Annotated in this window: 24 protein-coding genes and 1 pseudogene; 8 read left to right on the forward strand and 17 right to left on the reverse strand. The window is 68.5% G+C overall.

Annotated features, from left to right (window positions below; genetic code table 11):
- The first annotated feature begins 65 nt into the window (after positions 1-65).
- The 3 genes from ACNFOC_RS04445 to ACNFOC_RS04455 all read left to right on the forward strand — a co-directional run bounded on the left by ACNFOC_RS04445 (position 66) and on the right by ACNFOC_RS04455 (position 1,641).
- Positions 66-572, forward strand: a complete 507-nt coding sequence (locus ACNFOC_RS04445) for a MarR family winged helix-turn-helix transcriptional regulator (RefSeq protein WP_416956760.1) — start codon at positions 66-68, stop codon at positions 570-572.
- A gap of 70 nt (positions 573-642) precedes the next feature.
- Entirely contained in the window at positions 643-1,146 is a 504-nt protein-coding gene (locus tag ACNFOC_RS04450; protein WP_416956762.1) for a hypothetical protein, read from the forward strand.
- A gap of 51 nt (positions 1,147-1,197) precedes the next feature.
- Positions 1,198-1,641: a hypothetical protein gene (locus ACNFOC_RS04455; protein WP_416956764.1), complete on the forward strand. Its 444-nt coding sequence runs from the start codon at positions 1,198-1,200 to the stop codon at positions 1,639-1,641.
- 239 nt (positions 1,642-1,880) lie between these two features.
- Here ACNFOC_RS04455 and ACNFOC_RS04460 read toward each other — a convergent pair whose 3' ends face one another.
- Positions 1,881-3,179 (reverse strand): ArsB/NhaD family transporter, encoded by a 1,299-nt coding sequence (locus ACNFOC_RS04460; protein WP_416956766.1) that lies wholly within the window; start codon positions 3,177-3,179, stop codon positions 1,881-1,883.
- The gene (locus ACNFOC_RS04465; protein ID WP_416956768.1) at positions 3,176-4,429 is read right to left on the reverse strand and encodes a cation:proton antiporter; all 1,254 of its coding nucleotides are present in this window, start codon (positions 4,427-4,429) and stop codon (positions 3,176-3,178) included. The genes ACNFOC_RS04460 and ACNFOC_RS04465 overlap by 4 nt, the downstream gene beginning before the upstream one ends.
- Positions 4,430-4,827: 398 nt before the next feature.
- Between ACNFOC_RS04465 and ACNFOC_RS04470 the strand changes: the two genes are divergently transcribed.
- Positions 4,828-5,142 (forward strand): STAS domain-containing protein, encoded by a 315-nt coding sequence (locus ACNFOC_RS04470; RefSeq protein WP_416956770.1) that lies wholly within the window; start codon positions 4,828-4,830, stop codon positions 5,140-5,142.
- A gap of 9 nt (positions 5,143-5,151) precedes the next feature.
- Here the strand turns inward: ACNFOC_RS04470 and ACNFOC_RS04475 are convergent, their stop codons facing one another.
- On the reverse strand, positions 5,152-5,616 hold the full coding sequence (locus tag ACNFOC_RS04475) for a CBS domain-containing protein (RefSeq protein ID WP_416956772.1): 465 nt from the start codon (positions 5,614-5,616) through the stop codon (positions 5,152-5,154).
- A gap of 360 nt (positions 5,617-5,976) precedes the next feature.
- On the opposite strand from ACNFOC_RS04475, the gene ACNFOC_RS04480 reads away from it, so the two are divergent.
- Positions 5,977-7,635, forward strand: coding sequence for a penicillin-binding transpeptidase domain-containing protein (locus ACNFOC_RS04480; protein ID WP_416956774.1), 1,659 nt, complete (start codon positions 5,977-5,979; stop codon positions 7,633-7,635).
- A 1,614-nt stretch (positions 7,636-9,249) separates the two neighbouring features.
- Here ACNFOC_RS04480 and ACNFOC_RS04485 read toward each other — a convergent pair.
- On the reverse strand, positions 9,250-9,618 hold the full coding sequence (locus tag ACNFOC_RS04485; protein WP_416956776.1) for a hypothetical protein: 369 nt from the start codon (positions 9,616-9,618) through the stop codon (positions 9,250-9,252).
- A 162-nt stretch (positions 9,619-9,780) separates the two neighbouring features.
- Here ACNFOC_RS04485 and ACNFOC_RS04490 point away from each other — a divergent pair, with 162 nt between their 5' ends.
- Positions 9,781-10,143, forward strand: coding sequence for a hypothetical protein (locus ACNFOC_RS04490; RefSeq protein WP_416956823.1), 363 nt, complete (start codon positions 9,781-9,783; stop codon positions 10,141-10,143).
- On the opposite strand, the pseudogene ACNFOC_RS04495 reads toward ACNFOC_RS04490, so the two are convergent.
- The 11 genes and pseudogenes from ACNFOC_RS04495 to ACNFOC_RS04545 all read right to left on the reverse strand — a co-directional run.
- Positions 10,092-10,211, reverse strand: a pseudogene (locus ACNFOC_RS04495) (TerD family protein); the annotation flags it as partial. The gene ACNFOC_RS04490 and the pseudogene ACNFOC_RS04495 overlap by 52 nt on opposite strands.
- A gap of 209 nt (positions 10,212-10,420) precedes the next feature.
- Entirely contained in the window at positions 10,421-10,627 is a 207-nt protein-coding gene (locus ACNFOC_RS04500) for a hypothetical protein (RefSeq protein WP_416956778.1), read from the reverse strand.
- 426 nt (positions 10,628-11,053) lie between these two features.
- Positions 11,054-11,647: a hypothetical protein gene (locus ACNFOC_RS04505; protein ID WP_416956780.1), complete on the reverse strand. Its 594-nt coding sequence runs from the start codon at positions 11,645-11,647 to the stop codon at positions 11,054-11,056.
- A gap of 19 nt (positions 11,648-11,666) precedes the next feature.
- Positions 11,667-12,233, reverse strand: a complete 567-nt coding sequence (locus ACNFOC_RS04510; protein WP_416956782.1) for a NucA/NucB deoxyribonuclease domain-containing protein — start codon at positions 12,231-12,233, stop codon at positions 11,667-11,669.
- Between the two features lie 216 nt (positions 12,234-12,449).
- On the reverse strand, positions 12,450-13,886 hold the full coding sequence (locus ACNFOC_RS04515; RefSeq protein ID WP_416956784.1) for a flotillin family protein: 1,437 nt from the start codon (positions 13,884-13,886) through the stop codon (positions 12,450-12,452).
- Between the two features lie 116 nt (positions 13,887-14,002).
- Entirely contained in the window at positions 14,003-14,518 is a 516-nt protein-coding gene (locus tag ACNFOC_RS04520; RefSeq protein ID WP_416956786.1) for an NfeD C-terminal domain-containing protein, read from the reverse strand.
- Positions 14,519-15,252: 734 nt separating this feature from the next.
- Complete coding sequence (locus tag ACNFOC_RS04525; RefSeq protein WP_416956788.1) at positions 15,253-15,681, reverse strand: hypothetical protein; 429 nt, start codon at positions 15,679-15,681, stop codon at positions 15,253-15,255.
- A gap of 212 nt (positions 15,682-15,893) precedes the next feature.
- Positions 15,894-16,217: a GNAT family N-acetyltransferase gene (locus ACNFOC_RS04530; protein WP_416956820.1), complete on the reverse strand. Its 324-nt coding sequence runs from the start codon at positions 16,215-16,217 to the stop codon at positions 15,894-15,896.
- Between the two features lie 1,158 nt (positions 16,218-17,375).
- A complete protein-coding gene (locus ACNFOC_RS04535) occupies positions 17,376-17,867 on the reverse strand; it encodes a MaoC family dehydratase (protein WP_416956790.1) in 492 nt (163 codons plus the stop codon).
- Between the two features lie 156 nt (positions 17,868-18,023).
- Positions 18,024-18,785: a class I SAM-dependent methyltransferase gene (locus ACNFOC_RS04540; RefSeq protein WP_416956792.1), complete on the reverse strand. Its 762-nt coding sequence runs from the start codon at positions 18,783-18,785 to the stop codon at positions 18,024-18,026.
- Between the two features lie 159 nt (positions 18,786-18,944).
- Positions 18,945-19,256, reverse strand: coding sequence for an ArsR/SmtB family transcription factor (locus ACNFOC_RS04545; protein WP_416956794.1), 312 nt, complete (start codon positions 19,254-19,256; stop codon positions 18,945-18,947).
- Between the two features lie 632 nt (positions 19,257-19,888).
- On the opposite strand from ACNFOC_RS04545, the gene ACNFOC_RS04550 reads away from it, so the two are divergent.
- Complete coding sequence (locus tag ACNFOC_RS04550) at positions 19,889-21,067, forward strand: serine hydrolase domain-containing protein (RefSeq protein WP_416956796.1); 1,179 nt, start codon at positions 19,889-19,891, stop codon at positions 21,065-21,067.
- A 106-nt stretch (positions 21,068-21,173) separates the two neighbouring features.
- Here the strand turns inward: ACNFOC_RS04550 and ACNFOC_RS04555 are convergent, their stop codons facing one another.
- Together ACNFOC_RS04555 and ACNFOC_RS04560 are read right to left on the reverse strand one after the other, a co-directional pair.
- Complete coding sequence (locus tag ACNFOC_RS04555) at positions 21,174-21,392, reverse strand: hypothetical protein (RefSeq protein WP_416956798.1); 219 nt, start codon at positions 21,390-21,392, stop codon at positions 21,174-21,176.
- Between the two features lie 188 nt (positions 21,393-21,580).
- Positions 21,581-21,997, reverse strand: a complete 417-nt coding sequence (locus ACNFOC_RS04560) for an SRPBCC family protein (protein WP_416956800.1) — start codon at positions 21,995-21,997, stop codon at positions 21,581-21,583.
- Between the two features lie 105 nt (positions 21,998-22,102).
- Here ACNFOC_RS04560 and ACNFOC_RS04565 point away from each other — a divergent pair, with 105 nt between their 5' ends.
- Positions 22,103-22,879 carry a flavodoxin family protein gene (locus ACNFOC_RS04565; RefSeq protein ID WP_416956822.1) on the forward strand — a complete coding sequence of 259 codons (777 nt, stop codon included), beginning with the start codon at positions 22,103-22,105 and terminating at the stop codon, positions 22,877-22,879.
- The last annotated feature ends 1 nt before the right edge of the window (position 22,880 follow it).

Here is a 22,880-nt window from a genome sequence, read left to right on the forward strand (position 1 = left end):
AATTGATCGGTGGGCATCCTGCCGGCCGAACAGGTGTACACGGCTGTCCCGGCTACCCTTGCCGCATGTCCGCCCAGCCCCGTTTTGAACTCCCGCTGTCCCGGCCCGCCGCTGCGGCGTCGGACGCCCGGGTGCTGACCGAGGCGGTGACCCGGCTGCGTCGCGCGCTGCGGGCCTCGATCCGTACCGACTATCCGTGGGAAACCCTGCCGATGGCGCAGGTCGAGCTGTTGCAGGTGCTGAGCGAGCACTCGCCCGCCCGGGTCAGTGAGCTGGCTACGCGCCAGCGTCTGGCACCCAGCACCGTCAGCGGGCTGATCGGCCAGATGATCACTGAGGGGCTGGTGGTCCGCGAGGTCGATCCCGCCGACCGTCGCGCCTCGGTCGTCACTCTCACCGACGTCGGCCGCGAGCAGCTCGCGGCGTGGACCGGCGCCCACGAACGACGCATGGACGCGGCGCTCGCAGCCCTCGGCGCTGCCGATCGCGCTGCCCTTGCCGCCGCACTGCCCGCCCTCTTCCAGCTCGCCGAGCACCTGGGCGAGCCGGGCGACGGCCCGCTGTCGGCCTGAAACACCGGATCAGGCCGCCGGCCGCAGAGGGCCGGAAGAGCTGCGTGCACGAGCGTCTATTCTGTCGCGCATGCCGCCCAACCCCCTCTTCTCCACCTACCGCAGCGGTGAGAACCGCGTCACCTCCTCGACCATGGCCGTGTTCGAACGCATCGATCTGGCACTGGTACAAGAGCTCCTGGAGACCGCGACCGCAGGCGCGGGAGAACTGCCCACCATCTCCTTCCACAACCAGGTCACGATCGACGAGGCGGTTCCCGACGCACGGATCTCGGCGCGCTTCACCTGGTGGTTCGAGACCAAGACCGTGCGCGGCGCCTACGCCGGAGAAGGGCACGGCCGCAGCCAACTGCGCGCCCATATGCGGCAACTGGACGGGGACCCGAGCGCCCGCCTGTTCGTCCTGACGCCGGACCCCGTCCGCCCGGCGTGGTTCACACAGGTCGACGGCATACCCCATCAGGTCCGCGACCGGGTGCTGTGGCTGTCCTTCCGCGACCTGGCCACCGCGATCGAAGCCGCGGTGACCAACCCGGCACGACTCGTCGGCGAGCAGACCCGCTTCCTGCTGTAGGAGCTCATCGCCCTCTACGAGGCGGAGGGACTGCTGACCAACGACGACACCGTGATCGTCGCGGCCCGCTCCGCCTGGCCGGAGTACCGACGCCTCGCGGCCTACGTCTGTCAGCCGGGCCGGTCCTTCCGCGAGGGCCTGACGCACTTCGGGTTCTATACCGACGGGGCCATCCAGCCGCTTCTCGCCCGCATTCGCGCATACCACCCCGAGGTCCTGCTCACCCGGGAGCAAGCCGAATCCCATCGGAGCGCGGGACGCGCCGAGCTTGCGGATCTCATCGCTGCCCTCATCAAGGAGGGATATCGACCCGAGGGCGAATCCAACGGGGTATTCCTGTTGTCCGCTTCCGAGGACCTGGACACCATCCAGCTCGATGGGCCGATCGTCAACGACACCGTCACCGAGACGGGGCGCGCCTGGGCATGGACACTCGGCCAGCGCTACACCAGTCTCGACCGACTCAGGACGGCAACCCGCACGAGCGATCTGTAGCCAACGCAAGGCTCCGGTGCGGCACATCGCCGTACAGAGGCATCAATGGTGCGCAATGAGTCGCGGCATATCCCGTCCGCGTGTGCACTGACCTACCGGCTGGAGCACATCCGCCAGCTCACCGGCACCAATCCGGCCGCCCCGTACACCGCTGCACCCTGCAGACCGCAGCGATCGACGCCCGGCTGCTCGGCCGGCCGGAGACGGAGGTACGACCTTTCGGCGAGATCCTGGGTTGCTCAGGCGAGCGCGAAGTACCGCAGCCACACGTAGGCGAGGGAGATGGCCACGGTCGCGGCGGTCACGACGAGGCCGTACTTGGTGAACTGCCAGAAAGAGATGGGCTGTCGGCCTCGTTCGGCAATGCCGAGGACGACGACGTTGGCGGAGGCGCCGATGGCGGTGGCGTTGCCGCCGAGGTCGGCGCCGAGGGCGAGGGCCCACCACATGACGTGGTCGCTGGCGCCGCCCATGTCGTGGACGAGGTCGCTGGTGATGGGGGCCATGGTGGCGACGTAGGGGATGTTGTCGACGATGCCGGACAGGACGGCCGAGCCGCCGAGCAGGGTCATCGAGCCGCCCAGTTTGCTGCCGCCGATCGCGTCCGCCAGCTTCTGGGACATCTCGCCGACGACCCCTGTGTCGATGAGTCCGCCGATCATGACGAAGAGTCCGGCGAAGAAGGCCAGCGTGGGCCACTCCACCTCGGCCAGGACGTCGTGGGTGTCGACGCTGGAGATCGCGATGAGGAGTCCCGCTCCGAGGAGGGCGACGATGCTCGGCTCGTAGTGCAGCACCGGGTGGAGCACGAAGCCGGCCACCATCAGGGCCAGGACGAGCAGGCCCTGGACGAGCAGGCGCGGGTCCTTGATGGCCTCCCGTTCCTCCAGGGCCATGATCTCGGCGGCGCGGTCCTCGTCGTAGACGAAGGTCTTGCGGAACATCACCCGGCACAGCAGGACGAGGACCACCACCAGGACCGCGGACAGCGGGGCGAGGTGGACCAGGAAGTCGTTGAAGGTCAGACCGGCCCTGCTGGCGATGATGATGTTGGGCGGGTCGCCGACCAGGGTCGCCGTGCCGCCGATGTTCGAGGCCATGACCTCGGCGATGAGGAAGGGTGCGGCGGGCAGGGCGAGGCGCTCGCAGACCAGCAGGGTGACCGGGGCGATCAGCAGGACCGTGGTGACGTTGTCGAGCAGCGCGGAGGCTACCGCGGTGATGACGACGAGCATGGCCATCACCCGGAAGGGTTGGGCGCGGGCGCGTTTGACGGCCCAGATGGCCAGGTATTCGAACATGCCGGTCTTCTTCAGCACGCCGACGATCATCATCATGCCCATGAGCAGGAAGATGACGTTCCAGTCGATGCCGGAGTCCTCGGAGTAGAACGCCGAGACGTCGTCGGTCGCCCCGATCGCGAGCATCAGGCCCGCGCCGCCCAGGGCCACGGCGACGCGGTGGATCTTCTCGCTGATGATCAGGGCGTAGGCGCCGACGAATACGACGATCGCCGCCCAGCTGTGCCAGTCGTTCACGGTCCTCCGGTTGCCGAGAGTGCTTGTGGTGAGGTGCTTGTGGGGGCGTCCGTGTCGCCACTTCCGTCCGGGATGCCTGCCAGGTCCTCGACGTCGAAGGCTCGGGCGATGGGCACGTCCGTGGAGCTGTGGGCGACGATCGAGAAGGCGATGCACACCGCGACCAGCGTGAACGCCTGCTCTGCCTGCGGGATTCCGGACTGCAGGACCAGCAGCCCGTAGACGACCGAGGCGAAGCCCTTCGGGCCGAACCAGGCCGCCACCAGCTTCTCCCGCCGGGAGATGCCCGTGCCGAGCAGGGACAGCAGCAGCGAGGCCGGGCGGATCAGGAAGATCGCCAGGACCACCGCCGCGTACCCGCCGAGCGACAGGTCGCCGAACAGCTTCGGAGTCAGCAGCGCGCCGAACACGAGAAGGGCCGCGAACTTCGCCAGTTCCGCGAGGGCTTCGCCGAGCGGCTCGAAGGACGCCTTCGCCTCCGGTGAGACGTGGGCGAGTACCGCGCCCGCCGAGAACGCCGCCAGGTAGGGGTTGGCGTGGGTGAGGTGGCAGGCCGCGTACAGGATGATGCCGCTCGCCAGCGGCAGCAGCGGCTGGAGTTTCGCCTCCGCGCCCAGCAGCCGGAACCGCACCAGAGCATTGACCAGCAGGGGCAGTACGACACCGAAGGTCAGGCCGAGCAGCAGCTCGACCGCGATCTTCCCGGGCGACGCCTCGGCGCTGCCCGCGGTGGGACCCGCGGCGGCGATCAGGACGAGGACGACCGGGAGGGCGAGTCCGTCATTGACGCCGCTCTCCACGTTCAGCAACTGCCGCAGCTTGGCAGGGACTTCGGTGCGCCCGACGATCGCCGAGGCGAACACCGGGTCGGTCGGCGCCAGCACGGCGCCCACCAGGAACGATGTCGTCCAGTCCAGGCCCACCAGGAAGTGGGTGACCAGTGCCATGAAGACGAAGGCGAGGGGCATGCCCAGCCCGAGGGCCCGCGCCGGGTTCCTCCAGTGGGCGCGCAGCTTCGGCAGCGAAACGTGCATGCCGTCGGTGAACAGCACCGCGAACAGGGCGAGATCCGCCGTCACGGAGACGATCCCGCTGTTGGGGGTGATGTGGATCAGGACGAGAAAACCGTCGCTGACAAGCGCGCCCCCGGCCAGGAAGAGGAAGGACGTGGACAGCACCGTGCGGGCCGCCAGGCCCGACAACAGCACCGCCACCAGCAACGCGACACCGAACACCGCCACCAGCACCATGCCGAGTGCCCCCGATCGGAAGAGAGAGTGATCCCCTGCTCGCCGACCAGGCTTCCCGGCACACCGCCGGGAACCTTACCGGTTCTTGACGCGTCTTTAACAGGCTGTTGCCAGGCACCCCGGGATGCACGGTCTTGCCGGTTTCCGGCAAGGAGCAAGCCGCGCGGTGTGGCGCCCCCACTTCCTGTCAGTCAACGCCCGCCTGCGTGGCTGCCCACACCACATGCGCCTAGGCTGACGATCAGGTGTGCCGGGAAGTCTGGTCGGCGATCGGTCCTCCTCTGCCCTCGGAGCCCCGCATGCCGCACTCCTCCGCAGCTCACGGACCTCACGAGCACCATCGTCTCCGGGAGGTCGGACACCGCCTCCGGAACGCCCTGCGGCACCCGACCGTCAGCGTGATCTCCGACGGGGACCACATCGTTCTACGCCTCGCAGGGGAAATCACCTCCCGCAACGCAAAGAAAGTCGGCGAGCGCCTAAGGGAGGCCCTCGACGCCCGTCCCGGTGTCCTCGAAGTCGATCTCGGCCGGGTGACCTACCTCAGCAACGACGGGGGCGCGGCGTTCTTCCGGGCACTGCGGGCGCCACGCCCGCACGGCACCCTGGTGACCGTGACGCACGCGAGTGCCCGTGCCCGGACCACGCTCACCCAATTGGGCCTGGCTCGCCTCATCGACATCCGCGCCGACTCGGACCGGGACGAGCTCTGACCCCGGAAGTCAGCAGGAAGCGGCGGCGAGCAGCCGTTCCAGCAGATGGGAAGCGGTGATCACGCCGAGCAGACGCACGCCCGCCCCGTCCTTCTCCACGACGGCCACCAGCGGGCTGCGCACCTGCGCCATCTGAGCGGCGACCTCCAGCGCGGTGTCGTCCGGCGCGGCGACGGCGGGCGGTGGCGTGCTCTTCGACAGGCAGTCGCGCACCTTACGGCCCGCGAGCGCCTCGCACAGCCGGTCGGCATGGCGCTCGTCGACCACCGCCGCAAGGGTCGGGTCCTCGACCACATAGGCCGGCACCAGGATCTTGACCATCTGCGAAGCGGGCAGGATCGCCTTGGGCGCCCCCTGCTCGTCGACCACCAGCAGGGCCGGGAGCCGTTGTTCGGCCATCAGCCGCGCAGCGTCCATCGCGTCATCGCCGACGCCGACGGTCTCGTACTCCACTGCCAGGTCACGTGCCCGCACGGTCAGCTCCAGTTTTCGCTCTACGTCCTGCTACAAGGAAGCGCCACGAGTCTTCCTGTGTCCAGACCGGCGGTGGTGCGGCGGATTCCACGGAGTGGTGACACAGATCGACCGATCTTCGTCGGATCGAGGCGGTTCCCGAGGATTCATGGCCGGTGGCAGCCTTCAACGGCTCTCCTACCAGCACGGTCGGCGAAAGGATCATCGTACTGTCGGCCCAATGGGCCCGCTTGTCCCAGGCGACCGGACACTGCCGACTCGACCACCTGATCGTCCCCGCCCGGCTGACGGCTTGACAGTCCGGTAACGATCTGTATGAGCGAACACCTGCACAGTGCAAAGAAACATACGATCCACCACATGAAGAGAGCTGCGAAGATCGGCATAGCCGGTACCTGTACGGCGCTGCTCGCTCTGGGGGGAATCGGTGCCTACAACGTCGTGCAGGCGATGTCCTCCGGGACGACAGGCAGCGGTGAGACCAAGGCGGCGCGCGGTTTCGACCCGGCGGCGGCGTCGAGCGAGCCGCCGTCGGACGCCAAGGCCGTCAAACTGGCCCGCGCGTTCCTGGACAACTGGTCCAAGCAGCGGCTCGACCAGGCCGCGAGCTACACCGACGCGTCGACCACTGCCGTATCGGCCTTGAGGGGATACGCGGACGGCTTGCACCTGAAGACGCTGACCTTCGCACAGGTCGCCTCGGCGGGACCGTCGACGGCCACGGCGGGCGCCACCAAGGTCACTTTCGCCGTCACGGCCCAGGTGGCGGGCGGCACCTGGACGTACCCGGGCGCTGTGGCCGTACGGCAGAGCACCAACGGCCAGTTGGCGGCGCACTGGAACAACTCGGTGCTCTATCCCGGCCTCGGTGACGACCAGTCGCTTACCGCGGGCAGACTGCCCGTCGACGCAAGCACCGCCAAGGTCGTGGCGAGCGACGGCAGGACCGACCTCGCCCGCTTCTCCTCGCTGCACGACATCGTGGCGACGATCCGCAAGAGCGCCACCCCGACCGGTGGCAGCACCGGCACCGGCGTCGCCGTGGTCGACGCGGGCGGCGACGGTGTGAAGACACTGAGGGTCTTCTCCAAGGGGAAGGCCCCCGTGATCAAGACGACCATCGACGCCTCTCTCCAAGGAGTGGCCGAGACCGCTGTCAAGGACGCGCACCTTCAGGACAAGCCCGCCGGGACGGTGGCACTGGACTGGAGGACCGGTCACATCCTCGCGATCGCCCATTCCGGCGCGGACGGCGACATCGCTGTCAACGGCATCAAGTCGCCGGGCTCCACGATGAAGATCATCACTTCGGCGGCCCTGTTCGACCAAGCGGGCCTCACCCCGAACAGCGCCGCCCCGTGCACGGAGTCGCTGACAGCCAACAGCCAGCTGTTCCACAACGATTCGGGGGTGAGGGCCAACCCCGCCTCCACACTCACTCAGGCGTTCACCGTCTCGTGCAACACCGCCTTCATCAAGGACGGCTTCCACTACCTCGTGCACGACGGAGACGCCTCCGCCCTCCACGACGAGGCCGTCAACGTCTTCGGCATGGGCAGCTGGTCGATCGGCGGGGGAGTCGCCACCACCGACCCGAGCATCCCGGCGGACGTCCAAGGCGGCGACCAGGCGGCCCAGTTCATCGGCCAGGGCAAGGTCACGGCCACTCCGCTGTTCATGGCGTCCGTGGCAGCCACGGTGCGAGGCGTCGGCTTCAAGCAGCCCGTCATCCTCCCCGGACAGCATCAGGACACCGCGCCGAGGCCCATCTCCGCCCGCACGGCCGGCTACCTGCAGACGATGATGCGTTCCGTGGCCACCAGCGGCACCGCGGCACCACGGCTCGGCGGTCTGGCCGGCGTCGGCGCCAAGACCGGCACTGCGGAGGAGGGCGACCACACCAACGGCTGGCTGACCGCCTACGACTCCCGCATCGCAGTCGCTGCCCTGGTCGAGGGCGGCAGCTCCGGTGTGAACTCCGCCGGGTACGTCGTCCGGCACCTGCTTACCGGGAGCTGACGCATCGTCGGCAACGGCAGCTGTGGCTGCGACTGTTCGTCGGCCCGGCTGGCTTCACACCTCATCTCTGTTCGGACGTAAGGGAGCCGCCCGTCGGTGATCCCGCGGAAGGGGCCCGGAGCCTTTGGGCTCCTGCATGGTCGATCAGCGATCGAAACCGACAGGGTGGCTCTGCCGTCTCGGGCTTCCATACCCGACGGCGTGTCCGACCGGACGACACAGGACGCGGGCCGATGGGCGGCCCAGTATCCTGACCCGGTGGGCCCGACCGTTCTGGCCGACGCTGATGACGTGGTTGCGGCGGTGGTCGCTCTGTCCCTCCTTGCCGCAGTCCCTGCATGCGGCACAGGCAATCCGTGCCGTGCGGACTGGCCAGGTGTGTGCACGTGGGGCCTGTTGCCGGGTCTGCTTCTGTGGTCGCCGCGCTTCCCCGGGCTGGTGCTGCTGACATGTCCGGTGTTCGCTCTGGTGGTTGTCGCCGAGACGCTCCCGTAGTCGGGTGGCTTCCACACCGTCGTTGCCGAGGCGGTGCTGGCCGACTGTGGCCGCAGTGTGGGTGCGGGGCCTGGTCGCGTGTCGGCGGCAGTGGTTGATGGCTGGTCAGGTGTCCGGTGCGACACGTCACCGCGTGACCGGTGCCGATAAGGCGTCGGTGCGCGGTATGTTCCAGATCGTCGTGGCACTGACACTGCTGGGAGTCGAGGCCGGTGCGGAATGTACGGCGTTTCACGGCGTCCGCGACGATGCCCGCTGGCCCGCAGGGCCGATCACCTCACAGGCTGGGTCGTGGCGCGCGGCGACACGAGCATCCGTGTCCGAGCGGAAGGCGCGACGCATGCGGTGGATGCCTAGTCCCCTCAGGACTACGAACCGGGCCAGCGGGGCGAAGTGCTGGCCGACGGAGCATGGCCCGGGGCGCCGCGGAGCCTCATGGTCCGGTCGGCTGGCGGATGGCCACCCTAGGCTCCGCCCTGCCTGCACTCATGCCGCTCGTCTCCGGCGTTCGCGCCTGCCACCTTGATGTCGTACTGCTGCGCCGACCGGTACCGATACTGCGGGCCATGGTGGTCTTCGACGAACGCGGCGACACGTGCATCCGGCGCGTCGACAGCATGAGGGCCCGGTCCTTCCTCCTGCACTGCTGGGCCGGCCAGCTGGACGCGGGGAGCGGCAACCGGGCAGTGGCCGCCTTCCGAATATCCTTGCCGCCGGGGGAGAAGGTGAGGGCGAGGACACGGCAGCGGTCGACGGCGGCTTCGCGGAGCGATGGTGTATGGCGCTTTGTGGTCGGCGCGCCGGTGTTCCTGGTCATCGCTTCCTCAGGTCGGCGTCCGGCGGTGCTGCGGTCCGGACTGCTTCGGCTCCCGTGGTCCAGCGTGCGGCCTCGTGGGAATCAGCCGGGCCCTGCGTACTCTCGTGTACAGGAGTGGATTCAGGAACTCCCGGCTGTCGGGCGGGGCGTGGGGCGTTGACGGGCGGGCATCGCCGCACACGGCGGGCGCTCGACTTGGGCCTCGCGGCTGCCGCGAGCGACGGGGACAGGACTGCCCAGTTGCGGTCGGGCACATCCTCATTTCCGCCGCGTCGGTGCCGCGAGTGGCTGGCGGAGAGCAGTCACAGGAGTTGCTCGATCTGCCGCAACTCTTTGCGGATGCTGGGCAGATCGGTGCGGTCCCGGTCGAGGACAACGTAGAGGAAGAGTCCTTCGTGTGCGCGGCGGGTCAGAGGCCGGATCAGGTGGTACTCCGTATCCAGGGTGATGAGGATGTCCTCCAGTCGCGCCGGTGCGTAACCGATCAGGTCCATGGCCGAGAGTTCGGCGCGAACGATGTCCGTGCCGCCGCTCGTGGCCTTGACGAGGTCGAGGCCGTCCGGCTCGCCGAGGGCGCCGAGCGTCATACGGCTGACATAGTCGACGACCGCCACGCCGGGTGCTCCGTCGAGGCGCATCGCCCGGCGGATCGCGATGGTGATGGCGGACATGGTCAGTCCCCTCGTCGTGCGGCACGAGCTTGTGTTCCGGCTATCTTTGCATCGTGCCACGATTCGTGATGTCTGGTCCTGGGAACGGTCGGGCAGGTGTACGAAGTCGTCCTCCATGGTGCTGCCGCCATGCCATGACAGCCGGCCTTCCACCCTCAGTGCGTGTCGGCACGGGCCCACTCGTCGCCCTCTTGCCTCGACTGCTGCCTGGCCAGGCAGAAACGGAACCAACTGGGCGCCGCCGAGCAGAGCTCCGGCCGCCCCCAGGCCGACCAGGACACCGGTCCAGGACGCCTGGAGCGGGCCTTCAACGTGCGCGAGCGGCTTCTACGTCAGCTGGCCCCGCCGGTCGACCCACACCGTGGCCAGGGTGCCCGCCTTCGTGCCGGGGCGGACCTTCGGCAGGAGTACGGGTTCAACCCACTGCCCGCCCGCTGGGAACGTGACAGCGATGAGGCGACGGTCGGCTGCCCTCAGACGTTGCTGCCGAAGTCGGAGGCGATGCCGGCCAGCCCGGAGGCGTAGCCCTGGTCGACCGCGCGGAACTTCCACTCGGCGCCATGCCGTTACAGCTCGCCGAAGATCATCGCTGTGATGAGACGCAGAGTAGGTCTTCGCGCGGCCGTCATCACCGGGGCGTTCTCTGTAGGCGGCGGCCTTGCGGCTCTCCTTCTCAAGGGTTCCGGGATGCTTGAGGACCCGACGCTTGGAGCGGGGACCGGAGTGCAGCAGACGGGTTCTTGTCCGTCCAGGCCCGCCGCACCAATACGTCGAGCACTGACCGAAGCTAGCCATTATCCGCCTAACTTGCGGAATCGACACCACCACTGTTCGAGTCAGCGCCTTTATTGCCATTCAACACGCGCCTGTAAATTTGAACAATCCACCCGCTGGTGAAGATCCCTGGAACCGCTGAATACCAAGCAGGCAACCAAGAGAGCGTAATGGCAAGTCCTCCCGCCGCGAAAGCAATGTCGGCATAGATGCTATCCAGCCATTTCCTGTCCATGTGACACGAGTCCTTAATGTTTGAGCTTTGCTGGTTTGACCGACGGGTGGCACACCAAGCACTGTCGGCACACGGAGAGCCCCCGTGCCTCAATAGCCTGCGCACTGCCCGCGCAGATCGAGGGTGGCGCAGGCTGAGTTCCCGTGGGGTGGGACCGGCAGGGGTGGGGATGTCGGTGAGTCGGGCGAGGAGCCCGTCGAGGGCAGTCTGGCCGTCGTCGACCGCGGCACGTTCATCCTCGGTCAGCAAGATGAACGCGAGCATGTGCTGCAAATTCTCCTTGGGAGTTGGGCTTTGCTGGAGTCCTTCCTGCCACCGTCACCACGCTGCCCATCGTCGAAGTCCGTCAAGGCAAACACACGTGAGCCTTGCCGGAGCTTGATCCCATCACTGGCAACGAGCGTGGCTCCTTGAAGGAAGGAGGGCCTATGGTGTGCGACGGCGGTGGAGCCGTTCGCGTGTGCGCCGCCGATCGTCTTCGGCATCGCCTGTGGACAGCGGGGGCGCCGGCCTGCTTGGCCGGGCTCGTAGTTCGGCGCCGTAGAGGTCTGTCTGCTTGTGGATCTCGTCTGGCTGAGACTCTGCCGGCCAGACGATGAGCAGATAATCCTCGACGGGGTCGTCGGCAACACCGTCGGGGGCGTTGTCGCGGCCCCGCGCCTGAACCCGGACGCGGTACGTCCCCGGCCCCTGCGGCGTAAGGAGGGGCAGATCCGGAGCATCGGTCATTACGCTCGTGACGCGCAGGGCCCCGGTCGCTGTTGCGACGCTGTGGTCGAGGATCTCGTCCCACACGTCGGCATCCACCTGTGCTGGAGGCTGCCGACGCACCTGGACACTGACGTTCACGGGGCCCGTGCTGATGCCGGTGCAGATGACGACCTGCCCGGGCCGGGAGAAGACCAGCCCGTTCGACGTGTCGAACCCCATGGGGATGCGTTTGTCCGAGTCGGTCAGCTCGAACGTGTGGTAGTCAACGTGGACCGGGCTGGAGGCCACGGTGGGTGCTGGCTCCGTCATGCGGCCATGGTAGGGGCTGTTACTGGACGATCCACACGTAGAACGCGTCGTCCTCCAGGACGCGGTTCTCGTTGTAGAAAACGCGCAGGTCGTCGCGCCCGGCGGCGGTATTTTCCTCGGCGGGGATCATGCAGGCGCTCCAGCCGGGGCCGGTGCGGCTCGTGAGTGTGCTGATCTGGCACCAGTCGAAGGTCCGGCCGAGCAGCGGGTTGCTGGCGGCGCCCTCGTGGCTGGAGGCGAAGGGGTACTCGTCGCAGCTGTATCCGGTGGGACGTGCATAGCCTCCGCTGGACGACGCCCATGGGAAGGCCGATAGCGTGCGCCGCATGCGGTGGCTGTTGGCGAGGGCTGCCACTCCCACGGCGAGGGCGACAGGAGCGCTGCCCACGCAGACAACAGCGACATGGCTGAGCCAGCCGATCCGCGCATCGTCCGCGGCCGGTCGGAGGGCAAGTCCGATGACGGCGGCGGCGCACCCGGTCATGATCCATCGCCATGCGCGTCGACGGTGGTCCGCGAGGGCGCGCGTGGTCACCGGCAGTGCCATGACGGCCGTCGTGTGCGTGACGGGCGGCGACTTACACATGCGGTCAATCCCCCTTCTCGCCTAGTGGTGGTTCCTGCGGGGGCTTCGAGGCGCCCTTGAGGCAGCGGGGACGTTCGGGGTTCTTCCGCGCCTGAGGTACACACAGGCGGCTGACGGACGCGCACCTTCTTGCGCACCCACTGGAGAGTTGCGTGCGCGGGAGCCCGGGCAGCGCGCTCCCTGCCCAGGCTCTGTGCTGGTAGGAACCGAAGAAGGTCAGCCGGAGATTTCGATCTTTCCGTTGGCTTCGGCGGGCGCCGGGGCCGAGGGAGCCTGGACCGACGCCTTGCCGGCGGTGATGCCCTTCAGGAGTTCGGCGAGGTCGACTCCCGTGGTGGAGTTGAGGAGTTCGACGCCCTGGGCGACGTTGTCCGCGACGGTGCGCGAGAGCCGGCTTGCACCGTCTGTGGAGATGACCGTCATCTTGTCGATGGCGCTCAGCGGCTCGGATGCCTTGGCGACGACCTGCGGCAGGACCTCGACGAGCATCTGCAGCATGGCCGCGTCGCCGTACTGGCTGAAGGCATCGGCCTTCTTCCGCATGGCCTCGGCCTCGGCGGCACCCTTCGCGCCGATCGCGGCGGCCTCCGCCTCGCCCTCGATACGGACGGCGTCGGCGAGCGCGGCGCGGTGCGCCTTCTCACCCTCACCGGTCAGCCGGGACCGCTGGGCGTCCGCCTCGGCCTGCTTGACCAGGCCGATACGGCGGGCCTCGGCCTCCTGCTCGGCCTGGTAGCGGGCCGCGTCCGCGGGCTTGCGGACCTTCGTGTCCAACTCGCGGTCGGTCAGCGCCGCCTGACGCTCCGCAACCTTCTCCTGCTCACTCAGCACGTCCTGCTGCCTGGCCGCCTCAGCGAGCGGCCCCGCGGCATTTGCCTGGGCGGCGGCCTGGTCCGTCTCGGCCTTGATCTCCGCCTGCTTCAGCGCAAACGTCCGCTGCGCAATCGCGATCTCCTCCTCGGCCTTCAGCCGGGCCTGCTCGGAAGCACGCCGGGCCACGGCCTCGGCGATGTCGGCTTCCTGCTTGGCCCGCGCGGCTTCCGGTCGGCCCAGGTCTTCCAGGTAGGAGCCCTCGGTGGTGATGTCCTGGATCTGGAAGGCGTCCAGTACCAGGCCCTGCCCGGACAGGCTGGCCTCGGCCTCCTCTGCGACCTGACCGGCGAACGCGGCCCGGTCGCGGATGATGTCCTCCACCGACATGCGGCCCACGATGGAGCGCAGCGCGCCGGAGAGCACTTCCTGGGTGAAGCCGACGATGCCGTTCTGCTGCATCAGGAACCGCTGGGCCGCGGCCCGGATGGAATCCTCGCTGCCGCCGACCTTGACGATGGCGACCCCTTCGAGGTGCGCTTTCACCCCGCGCAGCGTGACCGCACCGCGTACCGCGACCGGGATGTGCCGTGAGGACAGGTCGAGGCTGAACTTCTGCTGCACGAACGGCACGACGAACACGCCGCCCCCGACCACGACCTTCTGGCCGCTGTTGTCGGTGAAGACCCGGCCGGTCTCCGGGTCGGTGGCCTTCTTGCCGCGCCGCCCGGTGACGATGAACGCCTCGCTCGGGCCGGCGACCTTGTAACGCGTGATGACGACCAGCGCGAGCAGGACGAGGAGTACGACGACTCCTATCACGGCGATGACAACCGAACGCATGGTGTTTTCCCCTCAGCCCTCCCGGGGGACGGCAGATCGATACGGGTCATGTGGACGAGAAAGAGCACGTAGGAATCGACGGGACCGGTGCCGGGCGGGGTGAGCGGAGCGGCCGGTCAGCGTTCCACCGGACGGACGGAGACTGCCGTGTGCGACAGCGTCTCCTGCACCCAGATCTCCGCGCCGCGTGCCACAGGGACCGGGCTCTTCGCCGCGAGCTTGACCGGCTGCCCGGCCAGGTGAACCAGCACCTCGCCAAAGCCGTCGGCCGGGATGGCGGTCACCACGGACCCCGGGGCGCCGATCAGGTCGTCGTTGCGTGGGGCGGCGCCGGACCGGTCGTCCATCAGCGCGCGGCTGAGGCGATAGGCGAGCCAGCCCGTGGCGACTCCGGCAGGTACCCCGACCGCAGTGGCGCCGACGGCGCCCAGATCGGTGGTGCCCATGACGATCGCGCCGGAGAAGCCGAGCATCGACACGAACCCGGCGATGACCGGCAGCGACAACAGGCCGTCAAAGAGACCCTCCAGAACGCCGACGCCGTCGAAGAGACCCTCAAGGAATCCGTCGAGGACCAGCGACAGGACAAGGAGGACGACCCCCGCGATGCCGAGCCCCAGAAACCAGGTCATTCCCAGTCACCGCCTCTCCCAGTTGTCACTCGTCGTTGCACCGGCATGCTCACACGTCCACGCCGTACGGAACATTGCCTGATCCTGGCAATGTTTACGAAGATTTGATGCCGCTGTCCTCCCCAGTCGGCCATTCGTACTGCTCCGATTCAAAAATCGACTGTGCGCATTACCCTGCCTACGGCTCCACCTCCCCCCGTAGGCGGAGCCACCACCTAGCTCACCAACCACAGCCCCTGCCTCGGCGCAGCCTCCGGGCGCTGGGCCATCGTGCGCATCCACGCAACGAAACGAACACCCGCGTCTGTTGACCAGCGGCGCGTTCCGGGCCGGAGCAGCCAGGGCCAGATGACTCTCATCAAGAACCCGGCGGTCCGCGCTACCTTGGCGACGACCTCAGCCGCCCCTAAAACGGTGAGGCCACCGCACCGGCCCCCGTCCCGTACCTCTGTACGCAGCCGTGCCGGGCCCCGCCGTCTCTGGCGGCGGGGCCTTCGACGGGCCCAACCCGTTCGTGTGTCCGTTGCACAGCCGAGGCATCCTGGGCCGCGCTGGCCAGAAAGGGGTCACTCCCTGGTCGGACGCTGCAGGTGCTGAGCCAGCTGGGGCAGGCCCGAGGAAGTCGACCCAGCCATATGGCGACGCTGTGGTCGCCGGACAGGGATGATCGGCGCTGTCCTCAGCGCCGGCTTGGCACCGGCCAGGGAGTTCTGGGTGACCTGGAGGCTCGGCAGTCAGTCGGCCTTCGCCGGAACCCGGACTCGTCTCATGCCAGGACTCCGCGAGCGCCCGAGGCGAAAGGCGTCCCGAAGATCCGTCCGGCGGCGCGCCTCAGTGACGGCGAACGTATACGAGATGGCGGCGCAAAATTTCCCTACGAGCCGCAGCATGGGCTTGAGCAGCACACGCTGCGCGGCCTCCGCGACGGAGCGCATGTTGTCCAGTTCCGCTTCCCTCCGTCGGCGCATGGACACGGCCACGAGTCCCGCGGCGGTGACGCCGATGACCGAGGCCACGGACATGAAGCCGCGGCGGGCATCGAACAGGTCGTCGTACCAGCCCAGCAGGAGCGTGAGCAGGAGTGCGAACCCACCAATGCGCGTGGTGCGCCGCCAGCCGCCCACGAGCGAGGCGAAGGCCGGCCCCAGCGACACCAGCGGCACAAAGCCCACCTGGAGCCCGCGGCGATGTCTCCCACGGCGGCCACGGCCATCATGGCGAAGGGCCGCACGACAAGCACCGTCACGCGGCGGGTTTCTCCTTCTCAGCCCAGCCCTCCTCGGCACGCGCACGCACTGTCCTTCGTCGCAAACGTCCCTATGGGTCCCCGTCGGCAGACCGGCTCAGCACTTCGTGTGTGTCTGCCCCTGCCGGGTCACAACGAAGCGCTTCGCCTCATCATGTGGTGCCAGAGCCGACTCGGCCATCCCCTGAGATGGGGGCAGAGCGGACCGCCGGGTGGGAGGTCCGTGGTGGTCTCCTGGGCCATCGCCAAAAGGAACGCACGCCCCGGCCGGGACTGCGTGGTAGTGGTCCACCGGTAGTCCGGACAGCGAGTCAACAGGCAGCAGAGGGCCTCGCGCCCCAGCCCCTGGCGTTGGCGCGCCTCACTGACCCAGATGTCCAGGATCTGGCCCGCACGGCAGGGGAGACAGACCCGGAAGCGCAGCCGTCCGACCACCTTCTGCTCGCCGTCCATAAGGACGATCTCGAACGGCCGACCGGTATCCTGCGGGTCGCTGGGGGCTGATCGCACCGCCAGGTTCCTCTGCACACCATCACACTAGGACCGGGTCGTACCCGACCGCTCTTGTTCGTCCGTATCCGGCCATCGCACGGCATCGCCGGGCGTGAAAACGCCACACGGGCCAGCTGCCGCGGGCGGCACGCATCCCGCCCACTCCCACGCGAACGCAATACCGCATCCTGGCCGTCGCGGCCAGGCGCGAGCCATGAGCGGCCTGTGGGACACGTGTTTCTTGCCTCGCGTCCGTCCGGGGTGGGGAAGCGTCGCGCGAACCGAGCGATCGGGACTACGCCGTCCAGTCCAGCACACGTCACTGCCTCGGACGCGCGTCTCGGCAGAACTCCCGACCGTCCGTGTTGATGATCCGATGATCGCGAAAACACCTGCCCGGGTAGTCCTGAGCCGGTCCGGTGAAGCGCGAGGTGCGCGCTGTGCGGGACGCCACCTTGAGTGCAACCGGCGCTCCGTCGATCCCCATGCTGGGTGTCATCTGGAACGACCCCACCGCGACGCTCGACGGCACGGTGGACGTACGCACGCGGGTCGCCGGCACCGGACGGTGGTCCGACTGGCCCGTCTGGACGGCGACTCCCCGCGGACGAGACCGCCCGGCGAGGTGGCACCTGCCCGGCCTGGGTAGGGTTCTCGGACGGCGCCGAGGTCCGCATCCACGCGGACACGGACTCCTCCCTGCCCGCCGGGCTGGGGCAGGCGCTGATCGATTCCGTCCACTCCGGGGCAGCGGACCTCACGCGACTCCCGCTCGCCACTGCGCAGGCGGAGGTGTTGGCGCATACAGTCGGTAAGGTGTTGCTCGTCCTCGGGGATCAGGACGACGCGGTCGGTCCACGTGGTGCAGTACCCCTCGGTCGGCATCAGCAACCCGGCCAGTGTGCGGCGCTGGGCTCGCCCCGTCGGCTCGACCTCGTCCGTGTGATCGACACCCCAGGGGTCACGCACCTGCGATACCGCGTGGCCGACTGACCATCTGGCGTTTCTCGAAGTGGTACTGGTACTGGTGGGCGACGACTGGGCAGCGCGTCGGCTTCGCGCCGTGGCGATGACTGGCATCATCGCCCTGCACGCCGCCCGTACCGAGGACCGGGGCCGCTACGGCCTGCGGCGCAGCATGTTCATGACGGTCATGGTGAGCACCGTTTCGCCGTGCTGGTTGAGGACCTCGACCTGGGTGTGCACGATGCCGCGGTCGGGCTTGGAGCGGGAGATGCGGGCGCGGGTGATTGTGGCCCGGACCGAGAGGGTGTCGCCTGGCCGTACCGGCCGCTGCCAGCGGAGTTCGTCGACGCCGGGGGATGCGAGCGAGGCGACCTTGCTGAGGTAGTGGTCGGCGTACAGGCGCATCATGACGGCGGTGGTGTGCCAGCCGCTGGCGATCAGCCCCTGGAACGGTCCGGCCTGCGCCGCCACGGGATCCGTGTGGAAGCTCTGGGTGTCGAAGCGCCGGGCGAAGTCGAGGATGTCCTGTTCGGTGAGGGTGCTGCTGCCGAAGACGTGCACGGCGCCCGGCACGTAGTCCTCGAAGTAGCGGTCCTCGATGGGGTGGGTGAAGTTGTCGGTGGGGGCAGGGACGGTCGTCGTCATGGACGCCCTCTCACTCGGTTCCCCGCCGAACTCGACGAGGCGTGGTGGACGATGGGGCGTACGGTAACGGACAGCTGCCTGCCCGAACGCAGGGAACGATCCAGGATCGGCCAAGGCGCCGTGCCGCCCTGCGCTGTCTGCCGGCCCGTCGCACGGTCACGGACGAGCGGCTACCAGCACGTCAACGACATAGGTCTCGTCCACCAGTTCATCGGGGAAAGCCTCGCGCAGTCGCCTGCGCTCCTCGGCGAGAAAGGCCCGGTTGGTGGTCTGGCCGAGGACAAGAAACGCCGAGCGGCTGCTGATATTGGCGAGGTGTGTGGCAAGGGAGACGGTCCGCTGCCAGCGGATCTGCCGGCGCACAACCCGCAGTCCGGTCAGCCCCGCGAGCCGGATGGCCTCGCCGTCGTCGGGGCGCGCCGCAGAGCGGGAGGGAACTCCGCAGTGGTGCGCGATGCGCTCGTGCTGAGCGCGGATCCATGGCACATCGAAGGCGGTGGTGTTCCACCAGATCGCGAGCGCCCCGCCCGTGCGCAGGACCCGCAGGGCCTCCGGGACAGAACGGCCGGTGTCGGTCCACTGCCAGGACTGCGCGTAGGTGATGAGGTCGTGCGAGGCATCGGCGAGTGGCAGAGCGTTGCCGTCTCCTCGGACGATCGGCACGTCCGGGAGCACCCGGCGAAACTCGGCGGCCATCGCGTCACCAGGCTCGACGGCGACCACATCGGCACTCCGCTCCCGCAGCAGGGAGGTCGCGATTCCGGTGCCCGCGCCGACATCGGCGACGCGGGCACCCGCCAGGGAACGGCTCAGGAACTCCTCGACGAAGTCGAAGAGCGCCGGCGGGTACGAAGGGCGGCTCGCCTCGTACTGGGCAGCGGCCGAGTTGAACGAATGAGCACGCGAGCTGGCAGTCATCCCCACATCATGGGTCCCTGCCTCGGTGCAGCAGGGCGCCGGATCACCCAACCCGGTGATCACTTCCGGTCACAACCAGAGCCCCCGGCACGGCAGTTGCCGAAGCTCCCGGGGCCGAACGGTTCGAGGTCGGCACCACTGGATCAGCTTCGGGTACGCCTAGTCCGCCGAGATGACGGCCTGGATCAGGCCCGGGAAGCGGCGGTCCAGATCCTCTGTGCGCAGGCGCATGTACAGCCCGTTCCCGGCATCGCGCTGATACACCAACCCCGCCTCACGCAGGACGCGCCAGTGACGGGTGCGACTGGACTTCCCCACCGGCAGATCGAAGGAAGCACACAACCGCTCCTCCTCCGGTCCCGCGGCCAGTTCAGCCACGACCCGACGCCGGTTCGCATCAGCCAGCGCCACAAGGATGGCCCCTACTTCCAGCTCCTCAACGCGAGGATGCGCCAACTCGCCCGCCGCCATCGCTCCACCTCTCGACAAGGTACGCACTGTTGCGTACCTTCCTGAAGGTACGCAACAGTGCGTACCTTACCGCTGTCGGGGGAGCCATGTCTGCATGTGCCTCGTCACGTCGCCACATCCTGTCGCGCATCCGCTCGTCGCTGCGCAGGCTCCTGCTGGCCGAGCACTCACCCTTCATGATCCTGTGACTCCCGGACGGGGCCCCGTACCCGCACCTGGGTGCCATACACGGCGACGGCACGAACGCGACCACGACTCGGGGCCCGCCGGCTCGCCCATGCGCAGCCCGAAACGATCACAGCCGGAGGATCGGCAACAGCCTTTGCCATCCAACTCAGTCCGCCCAGGTCAGCGCTAGACGCACGACCAACTTCGTTGCCCAAGAACAGTGGGAGTGGGTGGGGGCACCGACGGAATTCGCTGACCTGCTGAAACTCGGCTTGCGTCGCGTCGATATCCCGCGTTGAAGCACGGGCGGTTCACTGTGACCCTTCGTATCGTTCCTGGTCATCCGCATGCCAGCGGGGACCGGGGGTTTGCCCCATGGGCTTCGGCGGGTCAGCCCCATCGTGGGGGCGGGACGGGAGTCCTAGCGTGGGTGCCTGATGCCCCGACGCAGAGGGAGACCCGGTATGCGTGTACGGACCTGCCGCCGAACCGCGGCCTTTTCGGCCGCCACCGTGCTGGCTGGAATCGTGTTGGCCTCGGGCCCGGCGGAGGCGTTCGGGGCGGGAGGGCTGCGTGCTCAGGTGGACTCGGTGCAGCGGACCAGGACGGTCGGGGTGGTGGCCGAAGTGGCCGGACGGAACGCGCGCGAGCAGGCCACGGCCGGACTCTCGGATACCGCCGCGGGCACGCCGGTAGAGACAGGCGACCGGTTCCGAATCGGCAGCGCGACCAAGGCATTCACCGCCACGGTGCTCCTCCAGCTCGTCGGCGAGGGGCAGCTCACCCCCGACGACACGGTTGAGCGGTGGCTGCCCGGGGTGGTTGACGGCAACGGCAACGACGGCTCCCGGATCACTGTCCGGCAGCTGCTGCAGCACACCAGCGGACTGTTCAACTACACGTCGGACTTCCCGGAGATGGACACCAAGGAGAACTTCCTCGCCCAGCGGTACACCACCTGGACCAGCGGGCAGCTCGTGGCCATCGCCATGCGTCATGCCCCGGATTTTGCACCCGGAACAAGGTGGGAGTATTCCAATACCAACTACATTCTGGTCGGGATGATCATCGAACGGATCACCGGGCGGAGTTGGCAGGACGAGGTCGAGCAACGGGTCATCGCGCCGCTGGGCCTGCACCGCACCCTCGCGCCAGGGACGTCGCCGCGTATCCCGGGGCGGCACATGCACGGCTACTCCAATTTCGGCTCGGGCGAGGCGATCGACGCAACGGCGTTCAATCCGACCGCGGCCGGTGCGGCCGGTGCGGTCGTCAGCACCGCTGGTGACCTGGTCCGCTTCTGGTCCGCACTGATCGGCGGCAGGCTGCTTCGCCCGGATCAGCTCGCCGAAATGCAGTCAACCGTCCCGGCCCCGGCCCTGGCCGAGGAGTGGCCCGGTGCCCGCTATGGCCTCGGCGTGATGTGGATCCCGCTGAGCTGCGGGGGCGGCTACTGGGGCCACGGCGGCGACATGCCCGGTTACACTACTCGCGACGGCTCCACCCCCGACGGGCACCGCATCGTCGTGGTGGCGGTCAGCGGCGACGGCACCCCGAACGGGCTGGCCACCGACCATGCGATGGACAGGCTCATCGACCACCAGCTCTGCGCTCCCACTGCCCCGGACACCGGCACCTCCTGATCCGCCGCAAACGCAGCACCGGTCGTCCGGCACCTGCTTACCGGGAACTGACGCATCGTCGGCAACGAGACAGTTGCGGGTGCGGCACGGACCGAACACCCGAGCCTCACTTGGGCGGCAGGCTCGCCGCGAACGCGTGGCCCTCGTCGATCCACTCGCCGAGCGCCTCGTCCTCCGTGACGGCGGAGCCCGCGACCACGACCCAGCCGCGTATCGGGCGGCCAGTCATGTCGAAGATCCGCGCGCCGGGCCGGCCAAGGACTTCGTCGGTGGCGTCGGGGCCGACCCGGACCATGAGGTCGTCGCCGCTCACGCCGACGGCCATGTTGCCGTGGTGGAGGAACGCGATGCCCCCGAACGTCCTCCCCCACTCTCGGCTTCGCTCGAGCGGGGGGGACCCCCCACCTCGGTGATGTCGGGACCCGCTCCCAAGCGCTCCCGGACGCGGGCGGCCAGCCCTTCGTCGTACGCCATCACGTGCCGCTTTCCGGGTCGGTGAGCCGGCGTTCGAGGTTACGCAAGTCCTTGGTGAGACGACCGGACCTGGCGGGACATCAGGGGTGCCGCCAGGCGAAGGAGACCGCCGGGGCCACCGCGTACCCGGATGCCGGCCAGGGTGCCGCGTGGGTGGGCCTCGAAGGTGTAGGTGACGTGCATGGGCATGGAGGCGGCCGTGGCGATCATGTCCAGCAGCCGTGGTGGCTCGTGTGCGGTCACCCGCAGGACATAGTCGATGCGCCGACCGAGGAAGTACGCCGTACGAGTCACCTCGGCGCCCACTCCGAACCCGCCGCCGTCCGCTTCCCTGGTCAGCTCCGCCTGCCGGATGCCCTGCGTGCACTCGGTGTCGTGACACCAGTCCATGGCGTACGCCGCCACCTGCTCGGGCGCCAGCGGGATCACGCGCCGCACCGTCACATCAATTGCCACGGGGCCAGGATCCCAGCCGGCGCCCCCTCGTGCGCGACATCGGTCGGAAGGATGACGGATGGCGGACAAAGCGCGACAAACGCAGATCCCCGCGAGAAGCTGCCGCTGGATCCGTCCCCGTCCCGGGACGAAACACCGCCTCGCGCGCAAGGAGCCGCCGTGAACGCCACCGACGACAGCTATCGCTTCGACGACCTCACCGCCCTGTTCGTCAACTGCACGCTCAAGCCGTCCCCGCAGCAGAGTCACACCCAGGGGCTCATCGACAAGAGCGCGGCGATCATGATGTCGCGCGGGGTCACCACGTCCGAGATCCGGGCCGTCGACCACAACATCGCCACCGGCGTCTACCCCGACATGACCCAGCACGGCTTCGCGACGGACGAGTGGCCCGCGCTGTACGAGCAGGTCATGGCCGCCGACATCCTGGTGATCGCCGGGCCGATCTGGCTCGGCGACAACAGCTCGGTCACGAAGAAGGTCATCGAGCGCCTCTACGGCTGCTCCGGTCTGCTCAACTCCGAGGGCCAGTACGCCTATTACGGCCGCGTCGGCGGCTGTCTGATCACCGGCAACGAGGACGGCGTCAAGCACTGCGCGATGAACGTCCTCTATAGCCTCCAGCACCTCGGCTACACGATCCCGCCGCAGGCCGACGCCGGCTGGATCGGACCGGCGGGACCGGGACCGTCGTACCTCGACCCCGGCTCGGGCGGCCCGGAGAACGACTTCACCAACCGCAACACCACCTTCATGACCTGGAACCTGATGCACATGGCCGCCATGCTCAAGCGCGCCAAGGGCTTCCCGGCGCACGGCAACCAGCGCTCGGAGTGGGACGCGGGCTGCCGTCTCGACGCCCCCAACCCCGACTACCGCTGAG

It is taken from the genome of Streptomyces colwelliae (assembly GCF_048158785.1).
Classification (GTDB): Bacteria; Actinomycetota; Actinomycetes; order Streptomycetales; family Streptomycetaceae; genus Streptomyces.

Excerpts from the sequence above, each read along its gene's own strand:
- ACNFOC_RS04510 (WP_416956782.1), bottom strand. The coding sequence starts at position 12,233 with ATGTGTAAGTCGCCGCCCGTCACGCACACGACGGCCGTCATGGCACTG.
- ACNFOC_RS04520 (WP_416956786.1), bottom strand. The coding sequence starts at position 14,518 with ATGACCTGGTTTCTGGGGCTCGGCATCGCGGGGGTCGTCCTCCTTGTC.
- ACNFOC_RS04545 (WP_416956794.1), bottom strand. The coding sequence starts at position 19,256 with ATGGCGGCGGGCGAGTTGGCGCATCCTCGCGTTGAGGAGCTGGAAGTA.
- ACNFOC_RS04480 (WP_416956774.1), top strand. The coding sequence starts at position 5,977 with ATGAAGAGAGCTGCGAAGATCGGCATAGCCGGTACCTGTACGGCGCTG.
- ACNFOC_RS04515 (WP_416956784.1), bottom strand. The coding sequence starts at position 13,886 with ATGCGTTCGGTTGTCATCGCCGTGATAGGAGTCGTCGTACTCCTCGTC.
- ACNFOC_RS04530 (WP_416956820.1), bottom strand. The coding sequence starts at position 16,217 with ATGGACGGCGAGCAGAAGGTGGTCGGACGGCTGCGCTTCCGGGTCTGT.
- ACNFOC_RS04485 (WP_416956776.1), bottom strand. The coding sequence starts at position 9,618 with ATGTCCGCCATCACCATCGCGATCCGCCGGGCGATGCGCCTCGACGGA.
- ACNFOC_RS04445 (WP_416956760.1), top strand. The coding sequence starts at position 66 with ATGTCCGCCCAGCCCCGTTTTGAACTCCCGCTGTCCCGGCCCGCCGCT.
- ACNFOC_RS04535 (WP_416956790.1), bottom strand. The coding sequence starts at position 17,867 with ATGACGACGACCGTCCCTGCCCCCACCGACAACTTCACCCACCCCATC.
- ACNFOC_RS04555 (WP_416956798.1), bottom strand. The coding sequence starts at position 21,392 with ATGGCCGTCGGCGTGAGCGGCGACGACCTCATGGTCCGGGTCGGCCCC.
- ACNFOC_RS04550 (WP_416956796.1), top strand. The coding sequence starts at position 19,889 with ATGCGTGTACGGACCTGCCGCCGAACCGCGGCCTTTTCGGCCGCCACC.
- ACNFOC_RS04500 (WP_416956778.1), bottom strand. The coding sequence starts at position 10,627 with ATGGACAGGAAATGGCTGGATAGCATCTATGCCGACATTGCTTTCGCG.
- ACNFOC_RS04540 (WP_416956792.1), bottom strand. The coding sequence starts at position 18,785 with ATGACTGCCAGCTCGCGTGCTCATTCGTTCAACTCGGCCGCTGCCCAG.
- ACNFOC_RS04450 (WP_416956762.1), top strand. The coding sequence starts at position 643 with ATGCCGCCCAACCCCCTCTTCTCCACCTACCGCAGCGGTGAGAACCGC.
- ACNFOC_RS04505 (WP_416956780.1), bottom strand. The coding sequence starts at position 11,647 with ATGACGGAGCCAGCACCCACCGTGGCCTCCAGCCCGGTCCACGTTGAC.
- ACNFOC_RS04465 (WP_416956768.1), bottom strand. The coding sequence starts at position 4,429 with ATGGTGCTGGTGGCGGTGTTCGGTGTCGCGTTGCTGGTGGCGGTGCTG.